Genomic DNA, 25418 nt, shown 5'->3' with positions numbered 1-25418 from the left:
AGTTTGCTTAAATTTTGGATATAACTGCTAATATGTATACCCTTTGATGACTTGATTGCCAACTAATCCATGAGTTTTTTAATCAAATAATAAACCATGTATTTGATATGACAATCAAAATCATAATGAAACACCATGAAACAACGTTACTTAGCCAGTATTTTAAGTGTCGCTGCTCTAGTGGCTAGTAGTATGTGGACTACTGCCTATGCAGTGAAATTTACACCACCTATCAATAACCGCGCGCCCAAGCAAGCTTCTGGTGGTGCTTCGCGTAGCAGCATTTTTATTCCAGACAAAGGCAACCGTGCGCCCAGACAAGCTTCTGGCGGTGCTTCTCGCGGTAATTTATTTACCCCAGCCAAAGACAACCGTGCGCCTAGACAAGCTTCTGCCGGAGCTTCTCGCGGTAATTTGTTTACCCCAGACAAAGACAACCGTGCGCCCAGACAAGCCTCTGCCGGAGCTTCTCGCGGTAATTTATTTACCCCAGACAAAGACAACCGTGCGCCCAGACAAGCCTCTGCCGGAGCTTCTCGCGTAGGGACTTACGAATTAAATCCTGGCAATGTAGACACAGGTACTCCAGCCGCCTTGATTGCTTTGCTACCTCAAAGTTTCTATGGCACAACAGTCTTAGAGCGTCCCACGGTGATGGTGTATATCCCTGCTTCCAATGCAGAAACGGCTGTATTCAGCATCAAAGATGAAGTTGGTAATATGCACCACAAAATGACTATTCCTGTGGCTGGGAAAACAGGGGTGATTGCTGTCCAATTGCCTGCCGATGCACCGGCTTTGGCTGTGGGCAAAAATTACCAATGGTTTCTAGCTTTGAAAGTGAATGGACAACTTAGCCCCAGTACACCTTACGTAGATGGTTGGATTCAACGTATCCAGCCGAGCGTGGAATTGTCTACGGCGATGCAGCAAAAAGATGCTCTCCAGCTAGCAACTGCTTTCGGTAAAAACGGGGTGTGGTATGACTGTGTAGCTACATTAGCTACCATTCAATCTGCACAACCCAATAATGCCACCATCAACAAGCAATGGGAAGAACTTCTTTCCTCAGTTAGCTTGAAGGATATTGTTACTGCTCCTGTAGTGGCATCAGCTAACTAAAGCAGGGGAGCAGGGAGCAAGGGAGCAGGGAGCAGGGGAGCAGGGAGCAGGGAGTAGGGGGAAAATCACCCTCCCTTCTCTCCGAGAAGCTCCGCCAATGGCAAGCTCAGGGCATAGCAAGGGGTGTTAGCGGCGCAGAACTTACCCCTCCTGGGAAGCAAGCTAGCAAGAGCGTCTGTCTACGACACGCTCCGCGAACGGACAGGAGTTCGGTTTGTACCTTTAGTTCCCCCTGCCCCCTGCCCCCTGCTTCTTAATCAGATACCATCTGGTTTTTAATTAGAAAAATTTACCGCATGGCGCAAACAAGTATGTGGCGCAAACTCCAAGTTTTTTTGCAAAACACTCGCAGCATTTTGATGATTACTCCCAGTGTGGCTCTGACAGTAATTGTTGGACAATCATTGGGACTTTTTAATTTACCGGAATGGAAATTACGCGATCAATGGGTGCGTCAGCGAACATCTATGGCGATCGCGGATGAAGTTGTCATTGTCACAATTGATGAACGGGATATTCAAACTGTGGGTAAATGGCCGATTCCAGATTGGTCATTGGCTGAATTACTCACCAAAATCCGCGCCCAGCAACCCCGTGCCATCGGTTTGGATCTATATCGGGATTTACCAGAAGGTAGTGGACACCAACAACTACAGCAGGTTTTTACTACTACTCCTAATTTGATTGGAGTTGAGAAAATGACTGGTGAACGCGTCAATCCGCCTCCAGCACTGAAAAAACTTGATCAGGTGGGATTAGCTGATTTGGTGCTAGATGGCGATCGCTTTGTGCGTCGTGCTTTGCTGACGGCAGAGGATGCAAAGGAGCAGGGTAATATCAAAGCTGGATTAGCAACTTTGGTGGCACTTAAATATCTAGCAGCCGAAAATATCACCCTAGAATCCGTTGATGCACAAAAGCAAAAGTTTCGCCTAGGTAAAGCCATCTACGTCCCCCTGAAAAATCAGGAAGCTGGTTATCCTCATGAAGATTTAGGCGGCTATCAAATTCTCCTCAATTGGCATGGTTCAGAAACAGCCTTTCATACAGTGGCTATGCGCGATGTCTTAGCGGGTAAAATTCCCGCCAATTTGATGCGCGATCGCATGGTATTTATTGGCTCAGTCGCCTCCAGCACCAATGACTTTTTTAGCACCCCCTTTTCGGCTGGGTTATCTGCTCAAAAACCCACTCCCGGTGTTGTCATTCATGCCAATATTGCTCTGCAACTGGTGCGAGGTGCAAAAACTGGCAAAACTAACCTCAACGGTATTTCTGGGCTGGCTACTTCATCCTGGATTGTTTTGTGGGCTGTGATTGGTAGTGCAGGTAGTTGGTGCTTAGGTAGTATCTGTCAGAAACGCCGGATTCCTGGTGGTAACATCTTTTGGGCTAGTTTGGGGATGAGTGGGGTATTACTGGGGGGTGGCTATGGGCTATTTTTAAATGGCGTTTTGATCCCAATCACACCTGCCCTAGCAGCATTCCTAGGTACTGTCATCGCCACCACCAATACCTATAAACAGCAAAAGTTAGAAGCAGCAAATCAACAACTAGAAATTGCCAATGGTCAACTTTTAGATTATTCCAAAACCCTGGAGTTAAAAGTTGAAGAACGCACTCATGAACTGATGGAAGCCAAGCAAGCTGCTGATGCGGCTAACCAAGCCAAGAGTGAGTTTCTGGCTAATATGAGTCATGAATTACGCACACCACTGAATGCCATTCTGGGTTTTGCTCAACTGCTAGAAACAGCATCAGATATGACAGAGAAAAACCTGGAAGGAGTCAAGATTATTTATCAAAGTGGTTCGCATCTGTTGATGCTGATTAATGACATTCTGGATCTGTCAAAAATAGAAGCCAGGAAATTGGAATTAGTCACGGCAGTTGTATATTTACCAGAGTTCCTACATGGAATTACTGAAATTTGTGGCATCCGCGCCAAGCATAAAGGAATTAATTTTCAGGTGATAGTGAGCGATCGCCTACCGTCCAATATTGAAACAGATCAAAAGCGTCTACGCCAGGTGTTAATTAATTTGTTGGGGAACGCTATTAAGTTCACCAACCAAGGTGGCGTAACTTTGAAAGTAGAGCTACTGGAGATTGTAGAAGGGGAATCCCCCAGTGCCAAAATTCGCTTCCAAATTGAGGATACTGGTGTGGGAATGTCCCCACCACAACTAGAACAAATCTTTTTACCCTTTGAGCAAGTGGGTTCAGCACAACAGCGTTCCGAAGGTACAGGCTTGGGATTGGCTATTAGTCAAAGAATTACCGCCTTGATGGGGAGCGAAATTCAGGTACAAAGTCAATTAGGAAATGGCAGTGTATTTTGGTTAGATTTACAAGTACCAATTCCCCTTGCCCATGACTGGGGAAATACCAATTATTCCTATTCTGCAACCCATCAAAAAATCATTGGTATTGAGGGTAATGCACCCCGGATTTTGATTATTGATGATGATCAAAATCATTGTTCTATGTTAAGTAGTCTGCTGCAAGAAGTTGGTTGTCACACCTTAGAAGCTAACGATGGCAAAAATGGGTTAGCTCTGGCTATTGAACATCAACCCGATCTAATTTTGTTGGATTTATCGATGCCAAATATGAATGGGTTTGAGTTAATAGTTCATCTACAAGGAAGTCCACAAACGGATAATATTCCCATAATTGTTTGTACGGCTAACGTCTTTGAAGAAAATCGTGAGCGCAGTTTACAAGCAGGCGCAACGGCATTTGTTCCCAAACCTTTCCAAAAAGATGAGCTACTCAATGGCATAAATTCAGTGTTGAAATTTGGCTGGATTTATGAGCCATCCCCACCACAAACATCACCTCCCCCATCTGTGACATTACCGGATAGTGAATTGGTTTTGCCATCTCAGGAGATTTTGCAACAAATATATCACCTAGCAATGATGGGAGATATTCCTGCAATTGAGGGAATGATGAAAGAACTCACTCAACAAAATACCCAACTGAGTGTGTTTGCAGATGAATTGAGCAAACTAACTGCCAATTTTCAAACTGCAAAAATCCGTAAATTCCTCAAATCGTTGATTACAACGGAGTTACGACAATGATAACTACTGCTGACTCAAAGCCAATACATATCCTCTTGGTGGATGATAATCCTAATAATCTCAAGGTGCTATCTGAGTGCATTCAAGGACATGGTTGGAAAGCTCTCATGGCGACAGATGGAGAATCCGCAATTGAGCAAACAGAATATGCTAATCCTGATTTAATTCTTCTGGATGTGATGATGCCAGGAATTGACGGCTTTGAAACTTGTCGTCGGCTGAAAATTAATCCCATCACCCAGAATATTCCGGTGATTTTTATGACTGCTCTTGCTGATGCTACAGACAAGGTAAAAGGATTAGAAATTGGTGCAGTTGATTACATTACCAAACCCTTTCAACAGGAAGAAGTAATTGCGCGATTAAAATTACATTTAAAAATCTCCCATCTCACCCAAACATTAGAAGCATCTGTAAAAGAGCGTACCGCAGAATTAACTCAATCTCTACAGGATTTACAGCAAACGCAATTACAACTAATTCAAAGTGAGAAAATGTCTGTTCTGGGACAACTTGTGGCAGGTATTGGTCATGAGATTAATAACCCAATTGGGTTTATTGCTGGTAGTTTATCCCATATTGAAGAATATACAAGTGGTCTGTGTCGTTTAGTTAATCTTCAACAGGAGAAGTTACCAAATTTAGACCCGGAAATTGAAGATTTAGTTGAAGAAATCGATTTGGAATATATTCATGAGGATTTACCGAAATTACTCAACTCAATGAACCAGGGAATTGATCGCCTCAAAGATATTAGTTTATCTTTGAGAACTTTTGCCCGTGCTGATATTTCCTCACAAGTAGAGTTTCAAATTCACGAAGGAATTAATAGTGCTTTGATGTTGTTAAAGCATCGCTTGAAAGGAATTAACAATCATCCTGCAATCACGGTGATTACAGAATATGTTGATTTACCTCCAATTAGTTGCTATCCTGGACAACTTAACCAAGTATTCATGAATATTATTGCTAATGCTATTGATGCTTTTGAGGAACACCAGCTTAAGGATTCTCAGCAGGTAATGGATAGTTCTCCTACTATTAAAATTAGTACATCCGTTGATTCTCAGCGAGAAAATGTCACAATTTGCATTCAAGATAACGGCTGTGGTATGCCTCCAGAAGTGCAAGCCCGAATTTTTGAGCAATCTTTTACCACTAAGCCTGTAGGTAAGGGGACGGGATTAGGATTGGCTATTAGTCACGAAATTATTGTCAATAAACATCATGGACAGATTACTTGTTCATCTATCCCTAATCAGGGGACAACTTTTATCATTAATCTGCCGATTAGTTGAAAAAATAGAGACGCTGCCATACAACGTCTCTAAAAACCTGGAAATCTTGAATTTTAAACCAGAGATAGGGAATAAACCTGACCATCAATTAATAGTCTGGTAATGCCTTTAGCTTGCAAATGAGTGCGAGCCTTATGCAGCATTTTACTATCAGGAACTTTAATCACGCGATCGCGCTTGGTCGAAAACCGCTTGGCGACACGGTGATTATCAAACACAGGTAAAGTTCTTTGCTGGGTTTCCAGGCTGGGAATTTGCCCTAAATCACCAAAATCTTTCAGGGGTCTGGTAATTAATTCTGAGGAGCGGTCAATTACCAAATAGCAAGTTTTAGGCAAGCTAGCTACTGATAATGGTAAGACTTGAACTGGTATTTCTCCTAGCCTCCTTCTACTTACAAGGGGTCTTGGGTGTTCAAAATCTTCTTCTTCCTCTTCATAATCTTCTTCGTCTTCTAAATCCTCCTCATCTTCTAAATCTTCGGACTCGTCTAGTAAATCTTCTCCCAGCATTCTGGCAATAGCAGTTACATCCGATTTGTCATCCTCTAGTAAAGGAGTTGAAATATCGCCTGTTTCCTCCACTCGTTCAACTGGGATTTCTAACTGCTTGGCAACTGCTGGCTTTGGCTTTGGTGTTACCTCTGCTTCTGTCACAGCACGTTTTCGCACCCTTCTCACAGGCTGGGTTGGTTTTTCTTCCTCTTCTAGCTCTGGTGAAGTTACAGGTTCTTCTACCTGCCTTGGCGGCTCAATGACAGCAGATTTTAAACGGGGTTTCTCCTGGCTTTTAGCTGCTACTTCTGGCTCTGGTTGAGTAAAAACCGGTATTTGTTCATAGCTGACTTGCGCTCTACCTTCAGGAGTCCTTGCCGCACGTTTTAATGAAACGAGGTATTCGTACTCATCTTCTGGCAAGGTACTCTTGAGCAGACGGCTAATGGTGGAGTTACTCACGTCATAGCGTTCTGCTAAAGTTGAGGTTGTTTCCGCAGTCTCTCGATACAATTTGAGAATTTCTTGTTTGTCAGAATTTGTTAGTTTTCTCACGGTAGACACCAATTTTCTATGCTCGTTTTCTTGTGCGCTCCCGCCTAGTTCGGCTTAATGATGCGTCATATTCTAGGGCTGCCCCCATACCAAATAACACTCCACTAAATACCCAAAACACTTCTAAAAGTTCTCCACTTTGATAATTTGGGCCCTGGGCGTATTGAAACCACATATCTGCAATGTAGAGCGAAAACGCGGCCGCTGCAATCATTCTCCAGGATTGAGCAACTCGTCCTCCCCAAAAGGCTAATAGCAGGGTGGTGGCGATAATTAATAGCAATACGTCGCTGACTATGTAAAATGAGTTCAAAATTGTGGCTAATACGTCTCTAGAGCCTTTTGCTTGCTGCATAGAAATCCACCATGCCAACACACTACCAAAGACTCCAATTCCTAAGACAACTAACCATTGCCATTTTTCTAGATTTATTCGCCTAGCAGCCACAGCTAAAATCATGCCTATGCCCAAAGATATGTACGTTAGTACAAAAAACACGTCGCCAATGGATACATCCGGTTCATCTTTTAAAACTATTTCTGTGTAACCAAAAAATATCCCTCCTAGGAAATAAGAAATCATACCTATGGCAATGGCTAGCCAGACATTTCGACTACTCACAATCTGTTGACTACGCCAATTCCTTAAGCATAAAATTCCAGCACCCAGATAAGCTAATGCTTCAAAAATATTTGTACCAATTACGTACCACTCGGCACGGGTTTCTACACCATCAGCTCCAGGGACTTTGGCACTAAACAATAAAAAGTATAGCAGTGCCAGTACACCCCAGCCAATACTAGCCAAGACTATGTTTTGGGTAGTTAACAGCGATTTAGTAGGGAGGGGTGAATTTTTGTAAGAACTATTCATAGGATGTGACTAAATGCACTCTGGCAAAATTGTGGTCAGCAAGAACTTCTATATGCACAACTGTAAGTAAATAGCAACCGTCAATAGTTGTTTTTTTGTGACAAGTTCTATGCTATTGCCACAGTTTACTCAGTGAAGATTGATTTAGCCAAGATAGAAATAGCGATCGCTCTCCTTCTGCCATATCCTCTAAGTAATTGGCTACTTGATTGGCAAAATTGGCATTACCAAAATAAGTCTTGCCTAATTTATGTAGTTCTTGTAAAAAGCTCACTACATGATTTTCTTTCCAGGGGGGAAGTTTGGCAGACTCTAGAGGGTTATTAGCTACCCAGTACTTCACCGCTTCAATTGAACCCATCTCAGGTAGCTGTTGCTGTTTCATCACTTCTGCAATATCTTTTTCAAATAATGAAGCCTGTTTTGCTCCCAAAAACTCTTCAATATCCATGTGAACGGCTTGCAATAGCAAAATACTCGCTTGCACGAAAATACCGTTTTTATTGTGTCCGCCAGTATCATTATCTATTTGGTCTAAGCGGACTTTACCCCAGACGCTAAAGCGTTCCGGTTCTTCCAGCAACACGCAAGCCTTACCCCGATTATCGGTTAATTCTCTCCACAAGGTTCTTGCTTCTTCTTCTTGGCCAGCTTTGAACACACTAATCAAGCGAAACGTCTGCCCCTGATAATGGAGAATCGGCACTTGCTGATCCTTTTTTGGGTGCTGAATGCTTGATATTTCAACATCCTGCCGTTTCAAAATAAACATGGCACTAGCAAATTACTCCTCACAGGGGCTTTGTAGATATGCGATTTATAATCTGATTTGGCGACATCGCCAAGAGTGCGATTACTTACGTGGTGTGCAAGAATAGCCTATTCTCAGGCGAGCCACATCAACAGGCAAATAACCACCCATCGACCACATAATATAGCTGATTAGTAGCCAATCTGGTGCATTTTTACGCTAGATTGACTAACTTGCGCCTAGCATCTTAGCCTGATCATCTGTGAATCCGCAATTTTTTGATTGCTTATTCGTAGAGGTAACGATATAATTTTATATATGGCTCTAAAAAAAGCCTAAGTTTTGACTTGGGCGCGTAACTCAGTTGGATAGAGTATCCGCCTTCTAAGCGGACTGTCGCAGGTTCGAGCCCTGCCGCGCCTGTTCTCAGTAGATATTAAAGTTTAAACACTGTAAAATAATATCTAGTTTTGCCTAAAAATGTTTGTTTGTGTTGCATCATACCAAGAATAAAGGGGATATCGCAGCTACAAAAGCGATCGCTGATCTTACCCTTAAAGGTTACTTGATTCTTGCACCTGTTGTTTGTGAGCATTCACCTTTTGATTTTGTTGCATATAAAGACAACAAATTTTACAAAATACAAGCTAAATATGCAGCAGACAACCGAGTAGTGAAAAAAACTATTTGGGTAGATAGAAACGGTACGCATCAAAAAAAGTATCAAGCTGAAGATTTTGATTTTTATGCTGTCTACTTACCTGATATAGACAAAGTAGTTTATCCATCAGTTAACTTTGGTGGTTGTTATATAACTACTCAATTACCATTATCAGCAACACCTTTTTATTGGTGGGAAGATTTTACAGAATTTACTGAAGACGCACCTAAGCGAACTTACAAGGAATTTGGAATTGATTTAACAACTAGAAAGGTTAATGTAGAGGCTAGAATTTCTACTAGAAAAGTAGAAAGACCATCAAAACAAGAGTTAGAAAAACTTGTATGGGAAAAACCTACAGTCCAAATTGGTAAAGACTTTGGTGTGTCTGATAAGGCTGTAGAAAAGTGGTGTCAAGCTTATGGTATAGAGAAACCACCCAGAGGTTATTGGGTAAAGAAAAAGTTACATAGCAATTGACGCTTGAAAGATTTGTTTTGATTAATGTGAACAGAACGGTTAACGAACTATTTCCTTTGAGGAATGACATTTCTGATACCACTTTTCAAACCAACACTATCACCTTGGTAACGGGGGATGATATGAATACCGCAGTGCATAATATTTTGACCTGCGGCACGATTGATATTCATGCCTATGTTAAAACCATCAGGTGAAAATTGATGTTTGAGGATTTCTTGAACTTTATTAACCATTAACCAACAGGCAGATTGCTCGGAAAGTGGTAATTCAAAATAATTGCTGACATGACGTTTAGGAATGACTAAAACGTGTCCTTGGCTGATAGGATAACCATCAAAAATTGCATATGCTGTAGTTGATTCAGTTACTAATTTAAGATGTTTATGGGGATTGCAGAATATACAATAATTAGGTGAATTTCTCTGATAGTTGTAATGATTATATTCATATAATTCCCGCATATCATCTAAATAAATAGAATTAAAAGGTAGTTTCACAATACATTGATATGTAGGCTTTTTATGAACATAATGTTCTCTAAAACCTTCTTTTTTTATATCTCGTCTAACTGCAAAATAAGCCTTACCTCCTGGTTTTAATAAATGGGATATTTCCATGATGGCATTTGTTTGTTCGTCAGGAGATAAAACGTTTAAAACATAAAAGCAAAGTATGGTATCAAATTTATGCTGAGGAAATTGGGGAAAATAGTAAGGGTCATAACCTGTAATATCAAAACCTTTTTGTTGTAATAATTTCACATCATTACCAAAGCCACAACCAAAATCTAATATTTTACCTTGGAGCAGATTTTGATTTAATAAAAACTGTGCAGGAAATGACAGATAACTTCTTTCAATTGCCGTGAGATGGCTAAATTGATTTTTTGGCTGCTTCATGCAATTTGGTGTTGATTTCACGAGCGATCGCACAGGGAGTCTATAATTAATTATTCCCTGATGACATTAGGCGATCGCATCCGGGTCAACACCTAGTTCACGCAGTTTAGCAGCTAATATCTCAGCACGTTGACGTTCTTGTTCAGCGCGTTGACGTTCCTGTTCAGCGCGTTGACGTTCTTCCTGTGCTTGTTCACTACTCCACAATAATAAATTTCCTTCCCTATCCCACCAACGCAGCCAATTCATGGTTTGGCAAAGTCTTTCACCCGGCCAAATTCCCAAAGATAATTCCAACTCAGGAATCCAAAAATGCCCATTAGTATCTGGTGACTGTAAAACATATTTTTCATCCTGCAAGCACCGTACTTCTACAATGGGTTCGTAGGGGTCGTAGGTGACGTAGGTGGGAACTTGCAGAATTTTTTCATAAAAATAGAGTTTACCGTATGGGGGACTAGAGCGGACTGATAGTTCTCCATTTTCTGTATCGGAAAGAAATTCCATCACCACAGACACAGCCGCGCCTTCTAAATGCGGTGTGTAACTACGACGAATCACATCAGCCGCTACAGGCTGCACTTGGGGTACATAAAACCAATCAGGTGCTTTAACAACAATTTTTTTATTAACTGTCGCTACTAATCCAAAATTAGAACCAATGAGCATTTGAGGTTGAATGCGTCCGTTAGAACCTAAAGCATCTGTAAGTGCTGCTGCAAGAGGGGGTTGCTGAATATTTTCCACTGGGTCATCAGGTAAGATAAAGTCACTGGGGAGTGCTTCCCAAGTAACATTTAATTTTTTTTGAGTAGGGCTGATTTGTAGAACCATAAATATAAGTAGAACAGGGTAAATATTTGTAGTTCTGATTAGGCAGGGGGTAAGGGGGCAGGGAGCAGGGGGAAAGAGGGTTTTAGCCTAGTTTACCTTTCTTAAGATAGTTAGATTTTTTCTCACCGACTTGCCTATATTCTCAAGGAATGAGACAAGAGAAACGATCGCCTATGCCCAATAGTTTAATATTATGGAAACTTGCGATCGCGTACTTCTGTAGCGTAATCTTGTACAGCTTTAGTGATTGTCTCCCGCAAATTTGTATAGACTTTGGCAAATGGTGGTTGTTTTTCTGATAATCCTAGGATATCTGAGGTAACTAAAACTTGACCATCACAATGAGAACCTGCACCAATACCAATTGTGGGAATGGTAAGTTTTTGTGTAATCTGCATTGCCAAATCTGCGGGTATATGCTCTAAAACAATAGAAAATACACCCGCTTGCTCTAGAGCGATCGCTTCAGTTAAAATTCTCTTGGCTGTTTCCTCGGTCTTCCCCTGTTGTCGTAAACCTAATTGATGTACTGACTGCGGTGTCAAACCCACATGACCCATCACCGGAATACCCGCCTGTACTAACCGCGCTACAGTTTCCACCATTGCGGGATAGCCACCTTCTAATTTAACTGCTGGCGCGCCTGTTTCCTTTAATACCCGCCCAGCCGAGTGTATAGCTTGTGAGATGCTTTCTTGATAGGTCAAAAACGGTAAATCTACCACTACCAAAGCCCGTTTTACACCACGACAAACAGCTTGGGCATGGTGTAGCATTTGGTCTAAGGTAATTGGCAGAGTATTTTTATAGCCTAAAACTGCCGCCATTGAATCCCCTACTAGGATTAAGTCTACACCAGCCCCATCCAGGATGTGAGCGATCGCACAATCCCATGCTGTCAACGCCACAATTGTACGTCCCTGTTGTTTGAATTGAATTAACTGCTGGGTAGTAATTGCCATAGAGGTGACAGGTTACAGGTTATAGGCTACAGGTTGTAGGTTACAGGAGAAAAGTATCACCTGTCACCTTTCGGGTTCGCCAGTCGCTAACGCCCTAGCTCACTTATGATCATTTTGGATTATTTAACAGCACGACTGAAAGCTAGATGAGGTTTGGCAGTTTGCATTGTCGGCATTAACCAAGCTAGTCCTTCAGTTGTCCCAATCCATAATTTATTGGCAACATCGGGTACAATTGCTAGCACTCGACTAGAGGGAAGTCCCGCTACCTCATCTAAAACCGCCCCTGTATTTGGATTTAATCGTAACAAACCATTGTGAGTCCCTACCCACACACTACCATCTTTGGCAAAACGAATTGCAGTTACATTCCTGCCTCGTAAACGAGTTACAGAACGTAAAACGATGCCATTTTTCGGGTTAATTACTAGTAAATTATTGGGCATTCCCGCCCAAATTAAACCTTGTGGACTAATAGCTAAAGCTTGTACTGTCGTACCTGGTAAATCGTTGATGCGCTTCATAATCAACGCACTGGCAGTATTAACTCTAACCAAACCATCCAACGTCCCCACCCACAATTGACCATCAGCATCTAAAGTCAGAGTGTTAGCACTTACACCAGGCAAATTCTTCACCGTAGTCATAATTAAACCTTGGTCGGGACTAATTAAAGCTAAACCATTGTCAGTCCCCGTCCACAAATAACCCCGCTTGTCAACAAGCAATGACAAAACCCGTTTGGAAGGCAAAAATAAATTCTGTGCTGTAATTTTATTGGTGCGTGGTTCTACTCGGATTAATCCTTCATAAGTTCCTACCCATAATCTTCCTACTTTATCTTGGGCTAAAGCACCAATAGCCGTATTCGGTAGGCTAACACGCGCTAAAATTTTCCCTGTTTTCGAGTCAATGTGAGATAGTCCTCGCCAAGAACCTACCCAAAGATTACCCCCAAAATCTGCTAGTAAGTTGCTGACACGATAGTCAATTTCTAACAAACCCTCTTGTATTTCCCGTTCATCAGGTAAGGGGGCTACTCGTGAGGGTGGGGCAGTTGCAGGATAAGCGGGGGACAATTCAGAAGCATCAACTTGAGGAGTCGTTTGTGCTTTCACCCCAATGTTCGGCACAACCATCAAACTGAAAAATATAGCAGTAATTAGTAACTGAGTCCCTTTGTAACGTAATACCACGGCGAAATTTCCTCTAAGACACTATTTATAGCCATCACCTAGACTGGCTAACAATTAATCTCAGTTTTCCCGCAGTTGGTAGTTTTGCAACAGAATAAGAGTAAGAAAATCAGGTGTAGGGGTGTAGGGGTAGGCTGTTGACTTTGTCGGTTTTAAGGCAGAATTAGTTCATACAATAATTGTGTCGGAAAAATCCAGCAAAGTCAAAGTCTATGCAAGAGTTTAAAAGCCCAGTGAGTAGATTAGCGAGATTGTTCAAGAAAGGTAGAGAAAACTGGAAAGAGAAGGCGGTCGTAAAACAGAAGCAAATCAGAGCTTTAGAAATAAAAGTGAGAGACTTAACGGATTCGAGAGAGAAGTGGAAAAAGCGTGCGATGGCGGCAGAAGCAAGGTTAAAAAAACTGAAGTTGGAGGAGGAGAGCGAAAAAAAGCAGAAATCGAAAACCAATCAGCCGACATAGAATCGGAGATGGGTGAAACAGACTTAAAGATTAAGGGTCACTATTATGATGTAAAAACAATTCAGCAAGCGATACATTTGTTAATCAACAGTGGGATTAGTTTTAGAGGTGTAGAGAAAGTTTTTGAATTATTTAATGATTGTGAATCACAGGCAACTCCTAGCTTTAGCTGTATTAGAAAATGGTTAGGAAGAATAGCAATATATGAGTTAAAAAGAGAAAAAGAGTATCGCAGGGATTGGATTTACATTGTGGATTTTACTTTAGCATTGGGAAAACATAAAGCTTTAGTTGTGCTAGGGGTGTCACAGGAATACTTATTATCAAATGTAATTGAGGAAAAGAGGGGATTATCACATAAAGACGTAGAAATACTAGCAATAGAAATAATGGAGTCTACCAAAGGAGAAATCATAGAAAAGCAATTAGATAAAATTAGCCAAAGGGTGGGAGTACCAAGACAAATCGTTGCAGATAATAGTAGTGACCTAGCGCGTGGAATCAAGCTATATCAAGAAAATAATCCAGAGGTAATTTATACGCATGATGTGACTCACGCAATGGCATTACTATTAAAATATCAATTAGAATCAGATAAGAGATATCAATCATTTATCCAAAAGTGTAGCATATGTAGGCAGCAATTACAGCAAACAGAATTATCTTTTTTAGCTCCGCCATCACAGCGTTCTCAATGTCGTTATTTTAATATTGAAAGGCTAACTAATTGGGGAATTAAGTTATTAAACTCATCAGTGGAAACTCTAATTAGCCTGATTCCAGATATTGCCCCCACAGTGATTTATCAAAAAGTCAGAGATAAGTTGGGGTGGTTAAATGATTATCAATCAGATTTAATTAAATGGAATCAAATGGTATTGCTAACACGCCGTATCGAAACTGAGCTTAAACAATCAGGAATCAATCATGATTCTCTTGTGCATTTCGCAAATAATCAAGATAATTATGATGATAATTGTCTCCAGAAGCTTCAGCAAGATATTTTGGGTTATCTAGCTGTTCAATGTAACAAAATCAAGCATGAAGGTACTTTTTTGGCTACTTCTGATGTTATTGAATCACTCTTTGGAAAATACAAGCAATTTTCTGCTCGCTGTCCATTTAAAGAAATCAGTCAAATGCTACTAACCATATGTCTATCGACTATGGATTTAACAACTACTGTTGTTAAAAATGCACTTTTAAATATTAGCTTTGCTGATGTTGAAGCATGGTTTCTTCAGGTTTTTGGTCAGTCTTCGCTCTCGAAACGAAAAATATTATTTTCTCCTGATTACGAAGACACAGAAACTGCATGAACTTTTACCCCTAAAAAAAGTACAGAGTCAACAGCCTAGTGTAGGGGTGTAGGGGTGTAGGGGTATAGGGGTGTAGGGGTGTAGGGGTATAGGGGTGTAGGGGTAGGCTGTTGACTTTGTTGAAATTTGGGCGGTTTTTAGTAATTTTGTACGCGATGTTTAATTTGTGCCTCAAAGCCTTCTCAAAACACAGTTTCAGCCATCGTAACTACGCACATTTTTTGCATGGACAAAATCCCAAAAAAGGTACAGAGTCAACAGCCTAGTGTAGGGGTATAGGGGTATAGGGGTATAGGGGTGTAGGGAGAGATAAAGTCAATAGTCAGTAGCAACTAAACGCCCCGCTACTGCTAACAGCACTCTCTACAACTAAAGAATACTTTTGTAAAGTGATTGTAACAAAAGGTTTAAATATTTATGTAATAACAAATTCAAATAAATAAGTTAAAAACTTTCAAAGTTTAACTTATGCAATTTCTTGATATATTGTGAAACAAGTTACAAATTACGCGGTGTGCAATTTTGATCGTTCGCTCATCACTCTACTGGATATTACATCCAGCAAACCCTCTCCTGTTCAATGTTTCCCATAAATCAGGAAGACATCAGGAAACTATGGGCGGAAAATCGTGAAAACTAGCCCAATTTCCTAAGTAATCTGGGATTCAGGGATATGACTGATACTTTCGGCCTAGCGCGAAGGTAGCGATTAGCGAAAAAAATTTTCCTGTTTTTGTCCTTGCTGATAGTGAGATAGAGCGAAGGTGAGCAAAATCTACACAAAACGTGATTTGATAAGTAAAAAGAGTGACATCTTGGAAGGATAAATATGTCGTACGCTCAAACGAAGACTCAGGCAAAGTCTGGGTATCAAGCCGGGGTTAAAGATTACAGACTAACTTATTACACACCTGATTACACACCTAAAGATACAGATATTCTTGCTGCCTTCCGAATGACTCCTCAGCCCGGAGTGCCACCAGAAGAAGCAGGTGCTGCTGTAGCGGCTGAGTCTTCCACTGGTACTTGGACAACTGTATGGACAGACTTATTGACTGACCTAGATCGCTACAAAGGTCGTTGCTACGATATCGAAGCAGTTCCAGGCGAAGACAACCAATATATTGCTTACGTTGCATATCCTTTGGATTTGTTTGAAGAAGGATCTGTAACCAATATGTTGACCTCTATTGTAGGTAACGTATTCGGCTTTAAAGCGTTGCGGGCATTGCGTCTAGAAGACTTACGGATTCCTGTAGCATACCTGAAGACCTTCCAAGGCCCTCCCCACGGTATCCAAGTTGAGCGTGACAAATTAAACAAATACGGTCGTCCTTTGTTGGGTTGTACAATCAAACCCAAACTAGGTTTGTCTGCTAAGAACTACGGACGTGCTGTATACGAATGTTTACGTGGTGGTTTGGACTTCACCAAAGACGACGAAAACATTAACTCTGCACCTTTCCAACGTTGGCGCGATCGCTTCTTGTTTGTAGCAGAAGCCATCCACAAAGCACAAGCAGAAACCGGTGAAATCAAAGGTCACTACCTGAACGTAACCGCTCCTACCTGTGAAGAAATGCTCAAACGGGCTGAGTACGCTAAAGAACTCAATATGCCCATCATCATGCACGACTACCTCACCGCAGGTTTCACCGCGAACACAACCTTGGCTCGTTGGTGTCGTGACAACGGTTTGTTGCTCCACATCCACCGCGCGATGCACGCCGTTATCGACCGTCAAAAGAACCACGGTATCCACTTCCGCGTATTGGCTAAAACCCTACGGATGTCTGGTGGTGACCACATCCACACCGGTACAGTCGTTGGTAAACTCGAAGGTGAACGCGGTATCACAATGGGCTTCGTTGACCTGTTGCGTGAAAACTACGTTGAGCAAGACAAATCTCGTGGTATCTACTTCACCCAAGATTGGGCTTCCATGCCTGGTGTAATGGCTGTGGCTTCCGGTGGTATCCACGTATGGCATATGCCCGCACTAGTAGAAATCTTCGGTGACGACTCCGTATTACAATTCGGTGGTGGTACACTCGGACACCCCTGGGGTAACGCTCCTGGTGCAACCGCTAACCGCGTAGCCTTAGAAGCTTGTATCCAAGCTCGTAACGAAGGCCGTAACTTGGCTCGTGAAGGTAACGACGTTATCCGTGAAGCTGCTAAATGGTCTCCTGAACTAGCCGTTGCTTGCGAACTGTGGAAAGAAATCAAGTTCGAGTTTGAGGCAATGGATACCGTCTGATCATCGAGTAAAAGGTAAAAAGTGAAAAGGTAAAAGAAAATTTTCAATCCTTCTTTTTACCCCTTCGGGGTTTGCCACTTGCTAAAAGCCGGGAAACCCTTGCGGTAGTTGCTCATGGGGGAAACCCCCAAGATCGCACTACCTCACCAACGTAGTGGCTAACTTTTTACTTTTGACTTTTTACTTAAATTTGGGCTGGGTCAAGCATGGATCTCAAGCAAATTGCGAAAGACACAGCCAAGACTCTCCAAAGTTACCTGACATATCAGGCACTAAGGACTGTTTTGGCACAGCTGAGCGAAACTAATCCTCCGTTGGCTCATTGGCTGCAAAACTTTTCCGCAGGTAAAATTCAGGACGGAGAAGCATACATTGAACAGCTTTTTCGTGAACAGCCAGATTTGGCATTACGAATTATGACTGTCAGAGAACATATTGCTGAGGAAGTTACAGAATTTTTACCGGAAATGGTTCTGACTGGCATTCAAAAAGCCAACATCGAAAAACGTCGCCAGCATCTAGAGCGCATCACACGCATAGACACATACCAACCCAGTCCACAAGCAGAACAGCCCACCAACTCAGATCCGAATTTGGATAACTTATCCACTTAGTTGGTCAAAGTAGTTTAAAAAATCGCCACCTATTATCAACAGCCATGCAAACTTTACCAAAAGAGCGTCGTTACGAAACCCTGTCTTATCTTCCCCCCCTCACCGACGCTCAAATCGCTAAACAGGTTCAGTACATTCTGAATCAAGGTTACATTCCAGCCGTTGAATTTAACGAAACTTCTGAGCCTACCGAACTTTTCTGGACAATGTGGAAATTGCCTTTGTTCGGTGCAAAATCTACCCAAGAAGTTCTCGGCGAAGTTCAATCTTGCCGTTCTCAGTACGGTAACTGCTACATCCGTGTTGTAGGTTTTGACAACATTAAGCAGTGCCAAGTTCTCAGCTTTATCGTTCACAAACCCAGCAGATACTAAAAGCTGATTTGGTTTAAATAATTCATCAAAAGAGAGGTAGATAATTTTACCTCTCTTTTATTGTTTGGGTAGTAGTTAAAAAGGAAGTTTTGTGAACGATAAATATAAATCACAAATCAGAAAGGTTCGTAGTAAGGACTTTAGTCCTTATGAGAGGACTAAAGTCCTTACTACGAACTAAATGCAACTTTTTTACATTACTTTACATAGTTTGATTTTTTCAAGTCGTTCTACTTAACTGCTTAAGAAACACCAAACAATAAATTATGCAAAATTAATGGTCGGGTAGGGTGCGTCAGTATGAATAACTTCTGAGTATAGTTAGGTTCTATCGCACTGACACACCCTACAGTTTCGATATTGTTTTATCTGGAAGTACCTTAATTTTTGAACTTGACTTTGTGTAGTAATTCATCTTTGATACGGTTGAGAATTGAAGTTTCATCAAGGGTGGACAAAATGCGATTGATGACAGCTTTTGGCCCATCAGGCCCCCAAGTTGCGCCATTAGCTAAATAAACCTTAGTCACTTGTCCAATACCATAGGAGGAGACACCAGCTACTCCAGCTTGAGTGAGTGCAACCGAGATATAGGGGCCAAGGGCAATACCTCCTGTGGCTGATGTAGAGATACCTAATAAAGTTTTTAGACCACTCAAGCCCAAATTGGCTAATAATTCACTGACACCGATACCACCCATACTGATAGCGATTTTTTGGAGTAATTGTACCGCCCCTGCTTCGGTCATGGGGATGCCGTAAAGTTTAGATAAACCTAAAATTAGAGTAATATCAATCACAATACTACTCAATATATCCACTACTGTAACCGGATTGAGAGCGATCGCCAAAGCTTTCGTCATGACAGCCTTCCAAATTAACTGATTCGCACTCACCTCTCGAATCATTAACTTACGCTGCACTAATTGCTCATTTACCGTATCGGCATACAGCATCGTGTTCAGTGCCACTAAAGCTTTGCCCTCACGCTGCAAAATCTCTAAAATTTTCAGCTTCAACTCTTCCACTTGAGCCGTACCTGCACGCAATTGTATACCCCTGCTGCCATCAGCACGATAGACTGCTGTTTTCACCAGTGGAGATGCAGCCGCCATGACAATTTCTAGGGGTGTGAGTAACTCCCGCACCCTTTCATCCCGGATTTTGTGGTAAATTGCTAGGCGATCGGTTTCTGGATATTGGTCTACTTTATTGAATACCAGGATGATAGGTTTACCAGCTTCCCGCAATTGAGATAACGCTTCATGCTCCACCTTGGTCATGTCACCTGCAATCACAAATAGAATCAAATCCGCCTGTTTGGCAATTTGTTCGGCTAAGACTGTCCGAGTTTCCCCATCGATTTCGTCTAAACCTGGGGTGTCGATTAATTCCACCTGTGATTTACCAACAGCAGGTAAAGTCACCCTGAAGGCACGTTCTGTTTCTCCAATGGCTTCCTCGCTAATACTCCAATTCACACTTTGCGCCGCACGGGTGACACCATGCAAAGGGCCAGTTTCAAATACTGATTGACCCACCAAAGCATTTAACAAGGAAGATTTACCCCGTCCCACCATGCCAAAAGCGGCAATCTGGACTACCATACGGTCTAATTTCCCCAGCATGGTTTCCAAATCGGTGATTTCTGACTCTAAACCGGCTTTTTCTTGGGGTCGGAGGTCAAGATTAGTGACTAAGTTACGTAGTGCAGTTTGTGCTTGCTTATAGTTTAATTCCGCTTGAATATCTTCAAAGCTAAAAATGGCACTATCTAGTTCTTCCTCCCAGTTAGGTGAGTCGCTGTGATGCGGTTCGGGCAATATGGAAGTCACGTTACTGCACTCCGAATTGAAAAATTCACAATTAAATCTTCTTTGATCCTAGTCTATGCAGGTAGGGGACTGAGGGAGATTTCAAACAGCTTTCACTATCTACACCCCACACCCTACCCCCTTCTGAATCTCAATAGTCTAGTTTTCAGAATTTATAGACAGGGTGGGTCATAAAAAGTAGTACAGTGAAAAGTGCATCTAGTAGCGTTAAGAACTTGACTAAATCACCTGTGCGAAAAATCGTTATTGCCGGTAACTGGAAAATGTTCAAAACCCAGGCAGAAACACAAGAGTTTTTGACAGGGTTTCTGCCGTCCTTACAAGAAACACCTTCCGCAAGGGAAGTAGTTTTATGTCCTCCGTTCACTGACCTGAGCGTTTTATCTAAGAGTTTACATGGTAGCCTTGTACAATTGGGAGCGCAAAATGTCCACTGGGAGGAAAGTGGCGCGTACACTGGTGAAATTTCTGGCCCCATGTTGGTAGAGTTGGGTGTACGTTATGTAATTGTCGGTCATAGTGAAAGACGGCAATTCTTTGGTGAAACCGACGAAACTGTAAACTTGCGCCTGAAAGCTGCCCAAAAGTATGGTTTAACCCCGATTCTTTGTGTAGGGGAAACTAAGCAGCAACGAGACAACAAGGAAACTGAATCACTCATTACTAGCCAACTAGAAAAAGACTTAGTAGATGTTGATCAGCATAACTTAGTGATAGCTTATGAACCAATTTGGGCAATTGGTACTGGCGACACTTGCGAAGCCAAAGAAGCCAACCGAGTTATTGGCTTGATTCGCAGCCAATTAAAAAATCCTGATGTCCCAATTCAATATGGTGGTTCAGTGAAGCCAAATAACATCGATGAGATTATGGCTCAACCAGAAATTGATGGTGTACTAGTAGGAGGGGCAAGTCTAGAAGCTGAGAGTTTCGCCCGGATTGTTAACTATCATTAAAAAATCAACAGTCTATAGTCAATAGTTTGTGTTTAAATCACTGTTGACTGTGGACTTTTTTGACTATTGAGTTATGAGTTTAATAATACGCGATCGCTGTTTCGATTGGGGACAGCGTACTTATTTAATGGGTGTACTAAATGTAACCCCTGATAGTTTTAGTGATGGTGGTCAATTTAATAGTACTGCGGCCGCTCTATCTCAAGCGGAGGACTTGGTAGCGGCTGGTGCGGATATCATTGATGTCGGTGGGCAATCAACTAGACCAGGCGCAGAGCAAATCAGCCTAGAAGTAGAACTAAATCGGGTACTGCCCATCTTAGAGGTTTTAAGACCAAAAATTTCTGTACCCATTTCAGTAGATACAACTAGAGCAACTGTTGCTAAAGCTGCCATACAAGCTGGCGCAGATATCATTAATGATATTTCTGGTGGCATATTTGACCCCCAAATGTTGCCCACAGTAGCTAGTTTAGGTGTGCCAATTGTGTTGATGCACATCCGAGGAACACCCCAAACGATGCAACAAATGACAGAGTATCAAGATTTAATCGGAGAAATTTCTAGTTTTTTAGCTCAACAAATTGCATTAGCCACAGATTTGGGTCTTGAGCCAGAAAAAATTATCATTGACCCTGGTATTGGTTTTGCTAAGAATTATGAACAAAATCTAGAAATTTTGCGCCGCTTGGGTTCATTGCGATCGCTAAATTGTCCTATCTTGGTGGGAGTATCTCGCAAAAGTTTTATTGGTCGGATTTTAAACCAACCAGACCCAAAGGCCAGAGTTTGGGGAACGGCTGCGGCCTGTTGTGCAGCTATTTGCAATGGTGCTGATATCCTCCGAGTTCACGATATTCAAGCCATGCGCGATGTATCTTTAGTTGCTGATGCTATATATCGAGGTGAGAAAGGGGATAGGGAATAAAAGGGTGTTGTATCTTCAGCGTGGCTAGTATCAAGCAACACCAGACCATCTATCTTAATATCTAGTTCGGATAATTAGTAATAATTCTCTGAACTGTGCAGAAACAGACAAACTATTTCTTTCTCCCTGTTCCCTTGAGCTTCTAATTATAAGTCTTTCACCGAACAGGATATTAGACACATCACCAATCCCTATTCCTAAAGCAACTTACCCATGTTCAGTATTTTTACCATTACCCTCAGTAGTAACTGCCTCAGCAATCACCTCTTTCATTAACTCCCCTGATTTACCGGGATCTACAAACACAACTTTGGCATTTGGACTTTCTCCCAACCTATAGCTAGCATTAATATAATCTTGCGCCACTAAATACCGCAAAATTTCCTTGGTTTCAGGATTGTTACGTAATCCTTCAGCAATTATCTGTATGGAACTCATAGTTCCTTCTGCTTTCTTAATGGAGGCTTCTCTCTCAGCTTCTGCTTCAGTAATCAAGGCGCGTTTTTTAATTTCCGCCGCTCGCTCCTCTTCCATTGACTTAAGTACACTGTCCGGTGGTGTAATTCTTTGGATATCTAAGCGGATAATCTCAACTCCCCAGTCTAGTGTTGTCCTGTTCAACTGGTCTAAGATGGCTTTATCCATCTCTGCCCTTGAGATATTCGTTTCTTCTACAGTATTCTGAGCAATAATTTCTCGTAGTGTAGTCGTTGCTAACTGTGTAAGTGACCCTTGTAAATCTTCAATCGCATAAAAGCTTTTCTCAATGTCTTTGATGCGCCAGAACACTACAGCATCAACTTCTAAGTAGATATTATCCTTAGTGATGACGTTTTGTGGCTTAATATCTATGAACTGTTCGCGCGTAGTATCTTCCATGACAATTTGATCAACCAGAGGGACAACAAAGTTTAACCCTGGTGTCAAAGTACGATGTTTTCGTCCCAACCGTTCAACCAAGGCGGCATTCCCTTCGTTGATAATTTTGGCAGATCCCAAAGCATAGGCTATAAGTGCTAAGACTACAGCAATAATTGGCTCCATATATGCTCCTACTGGCTTTTAAGGAGATTTTAGTTTAAAGCACATGGTACTACCATGTTTTACATTTGAGTCTAATGTTTTCAGTTTGTAACTTGTAACTTTATCAACTCAGTAGTCAATAATTATAGTTATATTAACGTAATCACAGTAAAGCACAATTAAACTCGATGTCGAGAGATTTTTGTTTACCTTGGCATATATCTGTGAGTATCCAATTTATGGGAATCCAAAAAAACGGCAAAAATAGGGGTGAAATTCTTCCTCCAACCCTACCTCCACCAAAGAACTTTTTCAGCAAAGCCTATTTAATTATTACAATGGATGGTTGGTGCGTGACGCGATAAGTCTCATGACTACGTTCCAATACTTTCCCAGCGTCACACACCCTACTTATATATTTAATGATCAGCGATCGCACTCGGATTAGTTCCAAAAAAATTTGGGGACAACAAGAATTAACTTGCGTCCCCAAGGAGTAATTGTATCTAAACTTACAATCCAAACAATCTCAACATATTCACGATAATACCTAAAGGCCCGGCTACGATGCTCAGACTATCAGTAGTTCTGGCAATACCAGAGCGATTAACCACTACAACATCATTATTGTGGAGAATGGGATTAGTTTTATCGTTAATTCCTTGACTGAAATCAACTTTAATCTCGCGCTTGGTGACTGAGCCATTAGGATTCAAACGAATTAACTCTACACTCCCTGTCCGCGCTCTAGCGTCATTAAACCCACCAGCCGCCAACAGAGCTTGGTTTAATGAACTATTCGGTTGCAGTTGTACTGCTCCTGGTTGTTTAACTTCACCTACTACCCCAACTTGGATTCTAGCAGGAGACAAAGTTGTAGTTGCTAATTGCGTAGCTTCTGCTGGAGTCAGTTCTGTAGCCGTCGGCACAACAATTGTGTCTCCATCCTGGACAATGATGTCTTGATTGACATCACCATTTTTTAACAATTCCCAGAGATTAATATCTACAGTTTGTTCTGAACCTGTTCTGGTGGGTCGGCGTAGCTTAATATTGCGAATATCGGCTTGGGATGTAATCCCCCCCGCTAATTGAATGGCTCGTGTCACATTAGGTAAGCCAGAGCCTGCTGCACCGCCATTTTGTGCATCGGTTGAGCCTGCGGAAACTAGGTAAGAACCGGGACGATAGACTTCACCAATAATTGCCACTGTGCGGGGTGCGGTTTGGCTAGCAGCAAAGTTAGCAGCAAACAGATTCCGCGCTTCTGCCACATTAAAGGAGGTGGCTGTTGGCACAACAATGACATCGCCATCCCGTAAAGTAATATCTTGAGCAGTATTCCCTGTTTCGATCAGATCCTTGAGATTGAGAGTTACCACTTGCTCACCAGAGCGTCCTATTTTCCGTCTGAGTTTGACTTGGGTGACATCGGCGGCTAAAGTTACCCCTTGTGCTGTAGTTAATGCAGCTAAAACAGTTGGGTATTGTACCCCCGGATTATTACCTGCACCGCCTTGCAAACTTAAAGTGTAAGCACCGGGACGGGTTACTTCCCCAGCCACCAGAATATTAATAGGACGGGGAGATAAAAGATTAATAGAAATTTGAGGACGTTTGAGAAACTTGCGATATTTTTCGGTGATGATATCAGCAGCTTGTTCAGTACTCAATCCCTGAACAGAAACACTACCAATTAAAGGCAGGTTAATAGCTCCACCGGGAGGAATTTGGTATTCTCCAGTATATTCTGGTACTTCAAAAACATTGACACGAATCAGGTCTCCGCCTCCCAATAAATAATTAGTATCTGGTTGTTGTACTGGCGGAGATACTGGTTGGGAATTAGGAAATACTTGCGCTCTGGTTGCAGGTACTGTTTGTGAATTAGGAGATACTGATTGTCCCTGAGCTAAACTAGCAGACGGCAAAATGAGATGAACAGCTGTTAATAAAGCTGCACCCACAGCTGACTGGGTTATAAATTTCAGCGAACCTCTGTTAACCATATTTACCTTAAACTCTGAGACTACAAGTGGTAAAGTATTGTCTAAACATTTTAATCTTGACTATACTTAAGTATTTAGGTTTCCCGACAATCTTATTTTCCTGAAAAATCTATCTTTCCCGGAAAATATTTGGTGTGATTTACTAATTTATAGTAAACTTAGCTGCCAGATAACCTGCTGGAAATACTAGATTTTATCGGCAATGTGGCTAGATTTTATGTGGTACTAAAAGTGGTATCTAAAATTACTGAAATCCCTAATAATAAAGTGAGAAACATCATATGGTTAATTACTCAATTGTTAACCTATCTAAAGTTATATATTTCCATGAATCTGGAAAATAAATATAGAGCATGGTAGTACAATTCAAGAAAATAATAAACCTTGTTTTCTCGGATTGCGATGGATTCAAAACAGTATC

20 protein-coding genes and 1 tRNA gene are annotated in these 25418 nt (G+C 41.7%); 11 read left to right on the top strand and 10 right to left on the bottom strand.

All coding sequences use genetic code 11. From position 1 onward, the window contains the following. Positions 1-135: 135 nt before the first annotated feature. The 3 genes from ACPZ3T_RS28525 (at position 136) to ACPZ3T_RS28515 (ending at position 5509) form a co-directional block, all read left to right on the top strand. Positions 136-1122, top strand: a complete 987-nt coding sequence (locus tag ACPZ3T_RS28525) for a DUF928 domain-containing protein (protein ID WP_490272788.1) — start codon at positions 136-138, stop codon at positions 1120-1122. 311 nt (positions 1123-1433) lie between these two features. Continuing rightward, positions 1434-4211 carry a CHASE2 domain-containing protein gene (locus ACPZ3T_RS28520; protein ID WP_490277400.1) on the top strand — a complete coding sequence of 926 codons (2778 nt, stop codon included), beginning with the start codon at positions 1434-1436 and terminating at the stop codon, positions 4209-4211. Further along, positions 4208-5509 carry a hybrid sensor histidine kinase/response regulator gene (locus ACPZ3T_RS28515; RefSeq protein WP_490272787.1) on the top strand — a complete coding sequence of 434 codons (1302 nt, stop codon included), beginning with the start codon at positions 4208-4210 and terminating at the stop codon, positions 5507-5509. Before ACPZ3T_RS28520 ends, ACPZ3T_RS28515 begins: the two co-directional genes overlap by 4 nt. A gap of 53 nt (positions 5510-5562) precedes the next feature. On the opposite strand, the gene ACPZ3T_RS28510 is transcribed toward ACPZ3T_RS28515, so the two are convergent. The 3 genes from ACPZ3T_RS28510 to ACPZ3T_RS28500 all read right to left on the bottom strand — a co-directional run bounded on the left by ACPZ3T_RS28510 (position 5563) and on the right by ACPZ3T_RS28500 (position 8204). Beyond that, positions 5563-6558, bottom strand: coding sequence for a transposase (locus ACPZ3T_RS28510; protein WP_490272786.1), 996 nt, complete (start codon positions 6556-6558; stop codon positions 5563-5565). 16 nt (positions 6559-6574) lie between these two features. Beyond that, a complete protein-coding gene (locus ACPZ3T_RS28505; protein WP_490272785.1) occupies positions 6575-7432 on the bottom strand; it encodes a hypothetical protein in 858 nt (285 codons plus the stop codon). 112 nt (positions 7433-7544) lie between these two features. Then, positions 7545-8204, bottom strand: a complete 660-nt coding sequence (locus tag ACPZ3T_RS28500) for an Npun_F0813 family protein (RefSeq protein WP_490272784.1) — start codon at positions 8202-8204, stop codon at positions 7545-7547. 328 nt (positions 8205-8532) lie between these two features. Here ACPZ3T_RS28500 and ACPZ3T_RS28495 point away from each other — a divergent pair. Together ACPZ3T_RS28495 and ACPZ3T_RS28490 are read left to right on the top strand one after the other, a co-directional pair. Continuing rightward, positions 8533-8606 (top strand) — tRNA-Arg (locus ACPZ3T_RS28495). A gap of 67 nt (positions 8607-8673) precedes the next feature. After that, positions 8674-9324, top strand: a complete 651-nt coding sequence (locus ACPZ3T_RS28490; protein ID WP_490272783.1) for a group I intron-associated PD-(D/E)XK endonuclease — start codon at positions 8674-8676, stop codon at positions 9322-9324. Positions 9325-9371: 47 nt separating this feature from the next. Here ACPZ3T_RS28490 and ACPZ3T_RS28485 read toward each other — a convergent pair whose 3' ends face one another. From ACPZ3T_RS28485 to ACPZ3T_RS28470, 4 genes are all read right to left on the bottom strand, one after another. Then, entirely contained in the window at positions 9372-10226 is an 855-nt protein-coding gene (locus ACPZ3T_RS28485; RefSeq protein WP_490272782.1) for an HIT family protein, read from the bottom strand. Positions 10227-10292: 66 nt separating this feature from the next. Next, positions 10293-11060: a Uma2 family endonuclease gene (locus ACPZ3T_RS28480; RefSeq protein WP_490272781.1), complete on the bottom strand. Its 768-nt coding sequence runs from the start codon at positions 11058-11060 to the stop codon at positions 10293-10295. Positions 11061-11251: 191 nt separating this feature from the next. Beyond that, the gene (panB, locus tag ACPZ3T_RS28475) at positions 11252-12022 is read right to left on the bottom strand and encodes a 3-methyl-2-oxobutanoate hydroxymethyltransferase (RefSeq protein ID WP_490272780.1); all 771 of its coding nucleotides are present in this window, start codon (positions 12020-12022) and stop codon (positions 11252-11254) included. A gap of 119 nt (positions 12023-12141) precedes the next feature. Then, positions 12142-13218, bottom strand: a complete 1077-nt coding sequence (locus ACPZ3T_RS28470; protein ID WP_490272779.1) for a ligand-binding sensor domain-containing protein — start codon at positions 13216-13218, stop codon at positions 12142-12144. Positions 13219-13576: 358 nt separating this feature from the next. On the opposite strand from ACPZ3T_RS28470, the gene ACPZ3T_RS28465 reads away from it, so the two are divergent. From ACPZ3T_RS28465 to ACPZ3T_RS28450, 4 genes are all read left to right on the top strand, one after another. After that, a complete protein-coding gene (locus tag ACPZ3T_RS28465; RefSeq protein WP_490270384.1) occupies positions 13577-14998 on the top strand; it encodes a hypothetical protein in 1422 nt (473 codons plus the stop codon). Positions 14999-15827: 829 nt separating this feature from the next. Further along, positions 15828-17258 (top strand): form I ribulose bisphosphate carboxylase large subunit, encoded by a 1431-nt coding sequence (locus tag ACPZ3T_RS28460; RefSeq protein ID WP_490272778.1) that lies wholly within the window; start codon positions 15828-15830, stop codon positions 17256-17258. A gap of 206 nt (positions 17259-17464) precedes the next feature. Continuing rightward, on the top strand, positions 17465-17872 hold the full coding sequence (gene rcbX / locus ACPZ3T_RS28455) for a RuBisCO chaperone RbcX (protein WP_490272777.1): 408 nt from the start codon (positions 17465-17467) through the stop codon (positions 17870-17872). Positions 17873-17916: 44 nt separating this feature from the next. Continuing rightward, on the top strand, positions 17917-18246 hold the full coding sequence (locus tag ACPZ3T_RS28450) for a ribulose bisphosphate carboxylase small subunit (protein WP_490272776.1): 330 nt from the start codon (positions 17917-17919) through the stop codon (positions 18244-18246). A 380-nt stretch (positions 18247-18626) separates the two neighbouring features. On the opposite strand, the gene ACPZ3T_RS28445 is transcribed toward ACPZ3T_RS28450, so the two are convergent. Continuing rightward, complete coding sequence (locus ACPZ3T_RS28445) at positions 18627-20081, bottom strand: GTP-binding protein (RefSeq protein ID WP_490272775.1); 1455 nt, start codon at positions 20079-20081, stop codon at positions 18627-18629. Between the two features lie 230 nt (positions 20082-20311). Between ACPZ3T_RS28445 and tpiA the strand changes: the two genes are divergently transcribed. Continuing rightward, positions 20312-21037, top strand: coding sequence for a triose-phosphate isomerase (gene tpiA / locus ACPZ3T_RS28440; RefSeq protein ID WP_490277399.1), 726 nt, complete (start codon positions 20312-20314; stop codon positions 21035-21037). Positions 21038-21110: 73 nt separating this feature from the next. Then, positions 21111-21965 (top strand): dihydropteroate synthase, encoded by an 855-nt coding sequence (folP, locus tag ACPZ3T_RS28435; protein WP_490272774.1) that lies wholly within the window; start codon positions 21111-21113, stop codon positions 21963-21965. Between the two features lie 207 nt (positions 21966-22172). Here folP and ACPZ3T_RS28430 read toward each other — a convergent pair whose 3' ends face one another. Next, positions 22173-23009 carry an SPFH domain-containing protein gene (locus ACPZ3T_RS28430; protein WP_490272773.1) on the bottom strand — a complete coding sequence of 279 codons (837 nt, stop codon included), beginning with the start codon at positions 23007-23009 and terminating at the stop codon, positions 22173-22175. 491 nt (positions 23010-23500) lie between these two features. Then, on the bottom strand, positions 23501-24997 hold the full coding sequence (locus tag ACPZ3T_RS28425) for an SLBB domain-containing protein (RefSeq protein WP_490272772.1): 1497 nt from the start codon (positions 24995-24997) through the stop codon (positions 23501-23503). Between the last annotated feature and the right edge of the window lie 421 nt (positions 24998-25418).

This window comes from Aliinostoc maniaoense (assembly GCF_058172895.1).
Note: the sequence above shows the minus strand (reverse complement) of the source record. Positions and strands in the feature narration are given on the sequence as shown.

Bases quoted from the DNA above. Each gene is read 5' to 3' on its own strand.
- ACPZ3T_RS28525 (WP_490272788.1), top strand. From the start codon at position 136: ATGAAACAACGTTACTTAGCCAGTATTTTAAGTGTCGCTGCTCTAGTG.
- ACPZ3T_RS28520 (WP_490277400.1), top strand. From the start codon at position 1,434: ATGTGGCGCAAACTCCAAGTTTTTTTGCAAAACACTCGCAGCATTTTG.
- ACPZ3T_RS28515 (WP_490272787.1), top strand. From the start codon at position 4,208: ATGATAACTACTGCTGACTCAAAGCCAATACATATCCTCTTGGTGGAT.
- ACPZ3T_RS28505 (WP_490272785.1), bottom strand. From the start codon at position 7,432: ATGAATAGTTCTTACAAAAATTCACCCCTCCCTACTAAATCGCTGTTA.
- ACPZ3T_RS28500 (WP_490272784.1), bottom strand. From the start codon at position 8,204: ATGTTTATTTTGAAACGGCAGGATGTTGAAATATCAAGCATTCAGCAC.
- ACPZ3T_RS28485 (WP_490272782.1), bottom strand. From the start codon at position 10,226: ATGAAGCAGCCAAAAAATCAATTTAGCCATCTCACGGCAATTGAAAGA.
- ACPZ3T_RS28480 (WP_490272781.1), bottom strand. From the start codon at position 11,060: ATGGTTCTACAAATCAGCCCTACTCAAAAAAAATTAAATGTTACTTGG.
- panB (WP_490272780.1), bottom strand. From the start codon at position 12,022: ATGGCAATTACTACCCAGCAGTTAATTCAATTCAAACAACAGGGACGT.
- ACPZ3T_RS28460 (WP_490272778.1), top strand. From the start codon at position 15,828: ATGTCGTACGCTCAAACGAAGACTCAGGCAAAGTCTGGGTATCAAGCC.
- rcbX (WP_490272777.1), top strand. From the start codon at position 17,465: ATGGATCTCAAGCAAATTGCGAAAGACACAGCCAAGACTCTCCAAAGT.
- ACPZ3T_RS28450 (WP_490272776.1), top strand. From the start codon at position 17,917: ATGCAAACTTTACCAAAAGAGCGTCGTTACGAAACCCTGTCTTATCTT.
- folP (WP_490272774.1), top strand. From the start codon at position 21,111: ATGAGTTTAATAATACGCGATCGCTGTTTCGATTGGGGACAGCGTACT.
- ACPZ3T_RS28430 (WP_490272773.1), bottom strand. From the start codon at position 23,009: ATGGAGCCAATTATTGCTGTAGTCTTAGCACTTATAGCCTATGCTTTG.
- ACPZ3T_RS28425 (WP_490272772.1), bottom strand. From the start codon at position 24,997: ATGGTTAACAGAGGTTCGCTGAAATTTATAACCCAGTCAGCTGTGGGT.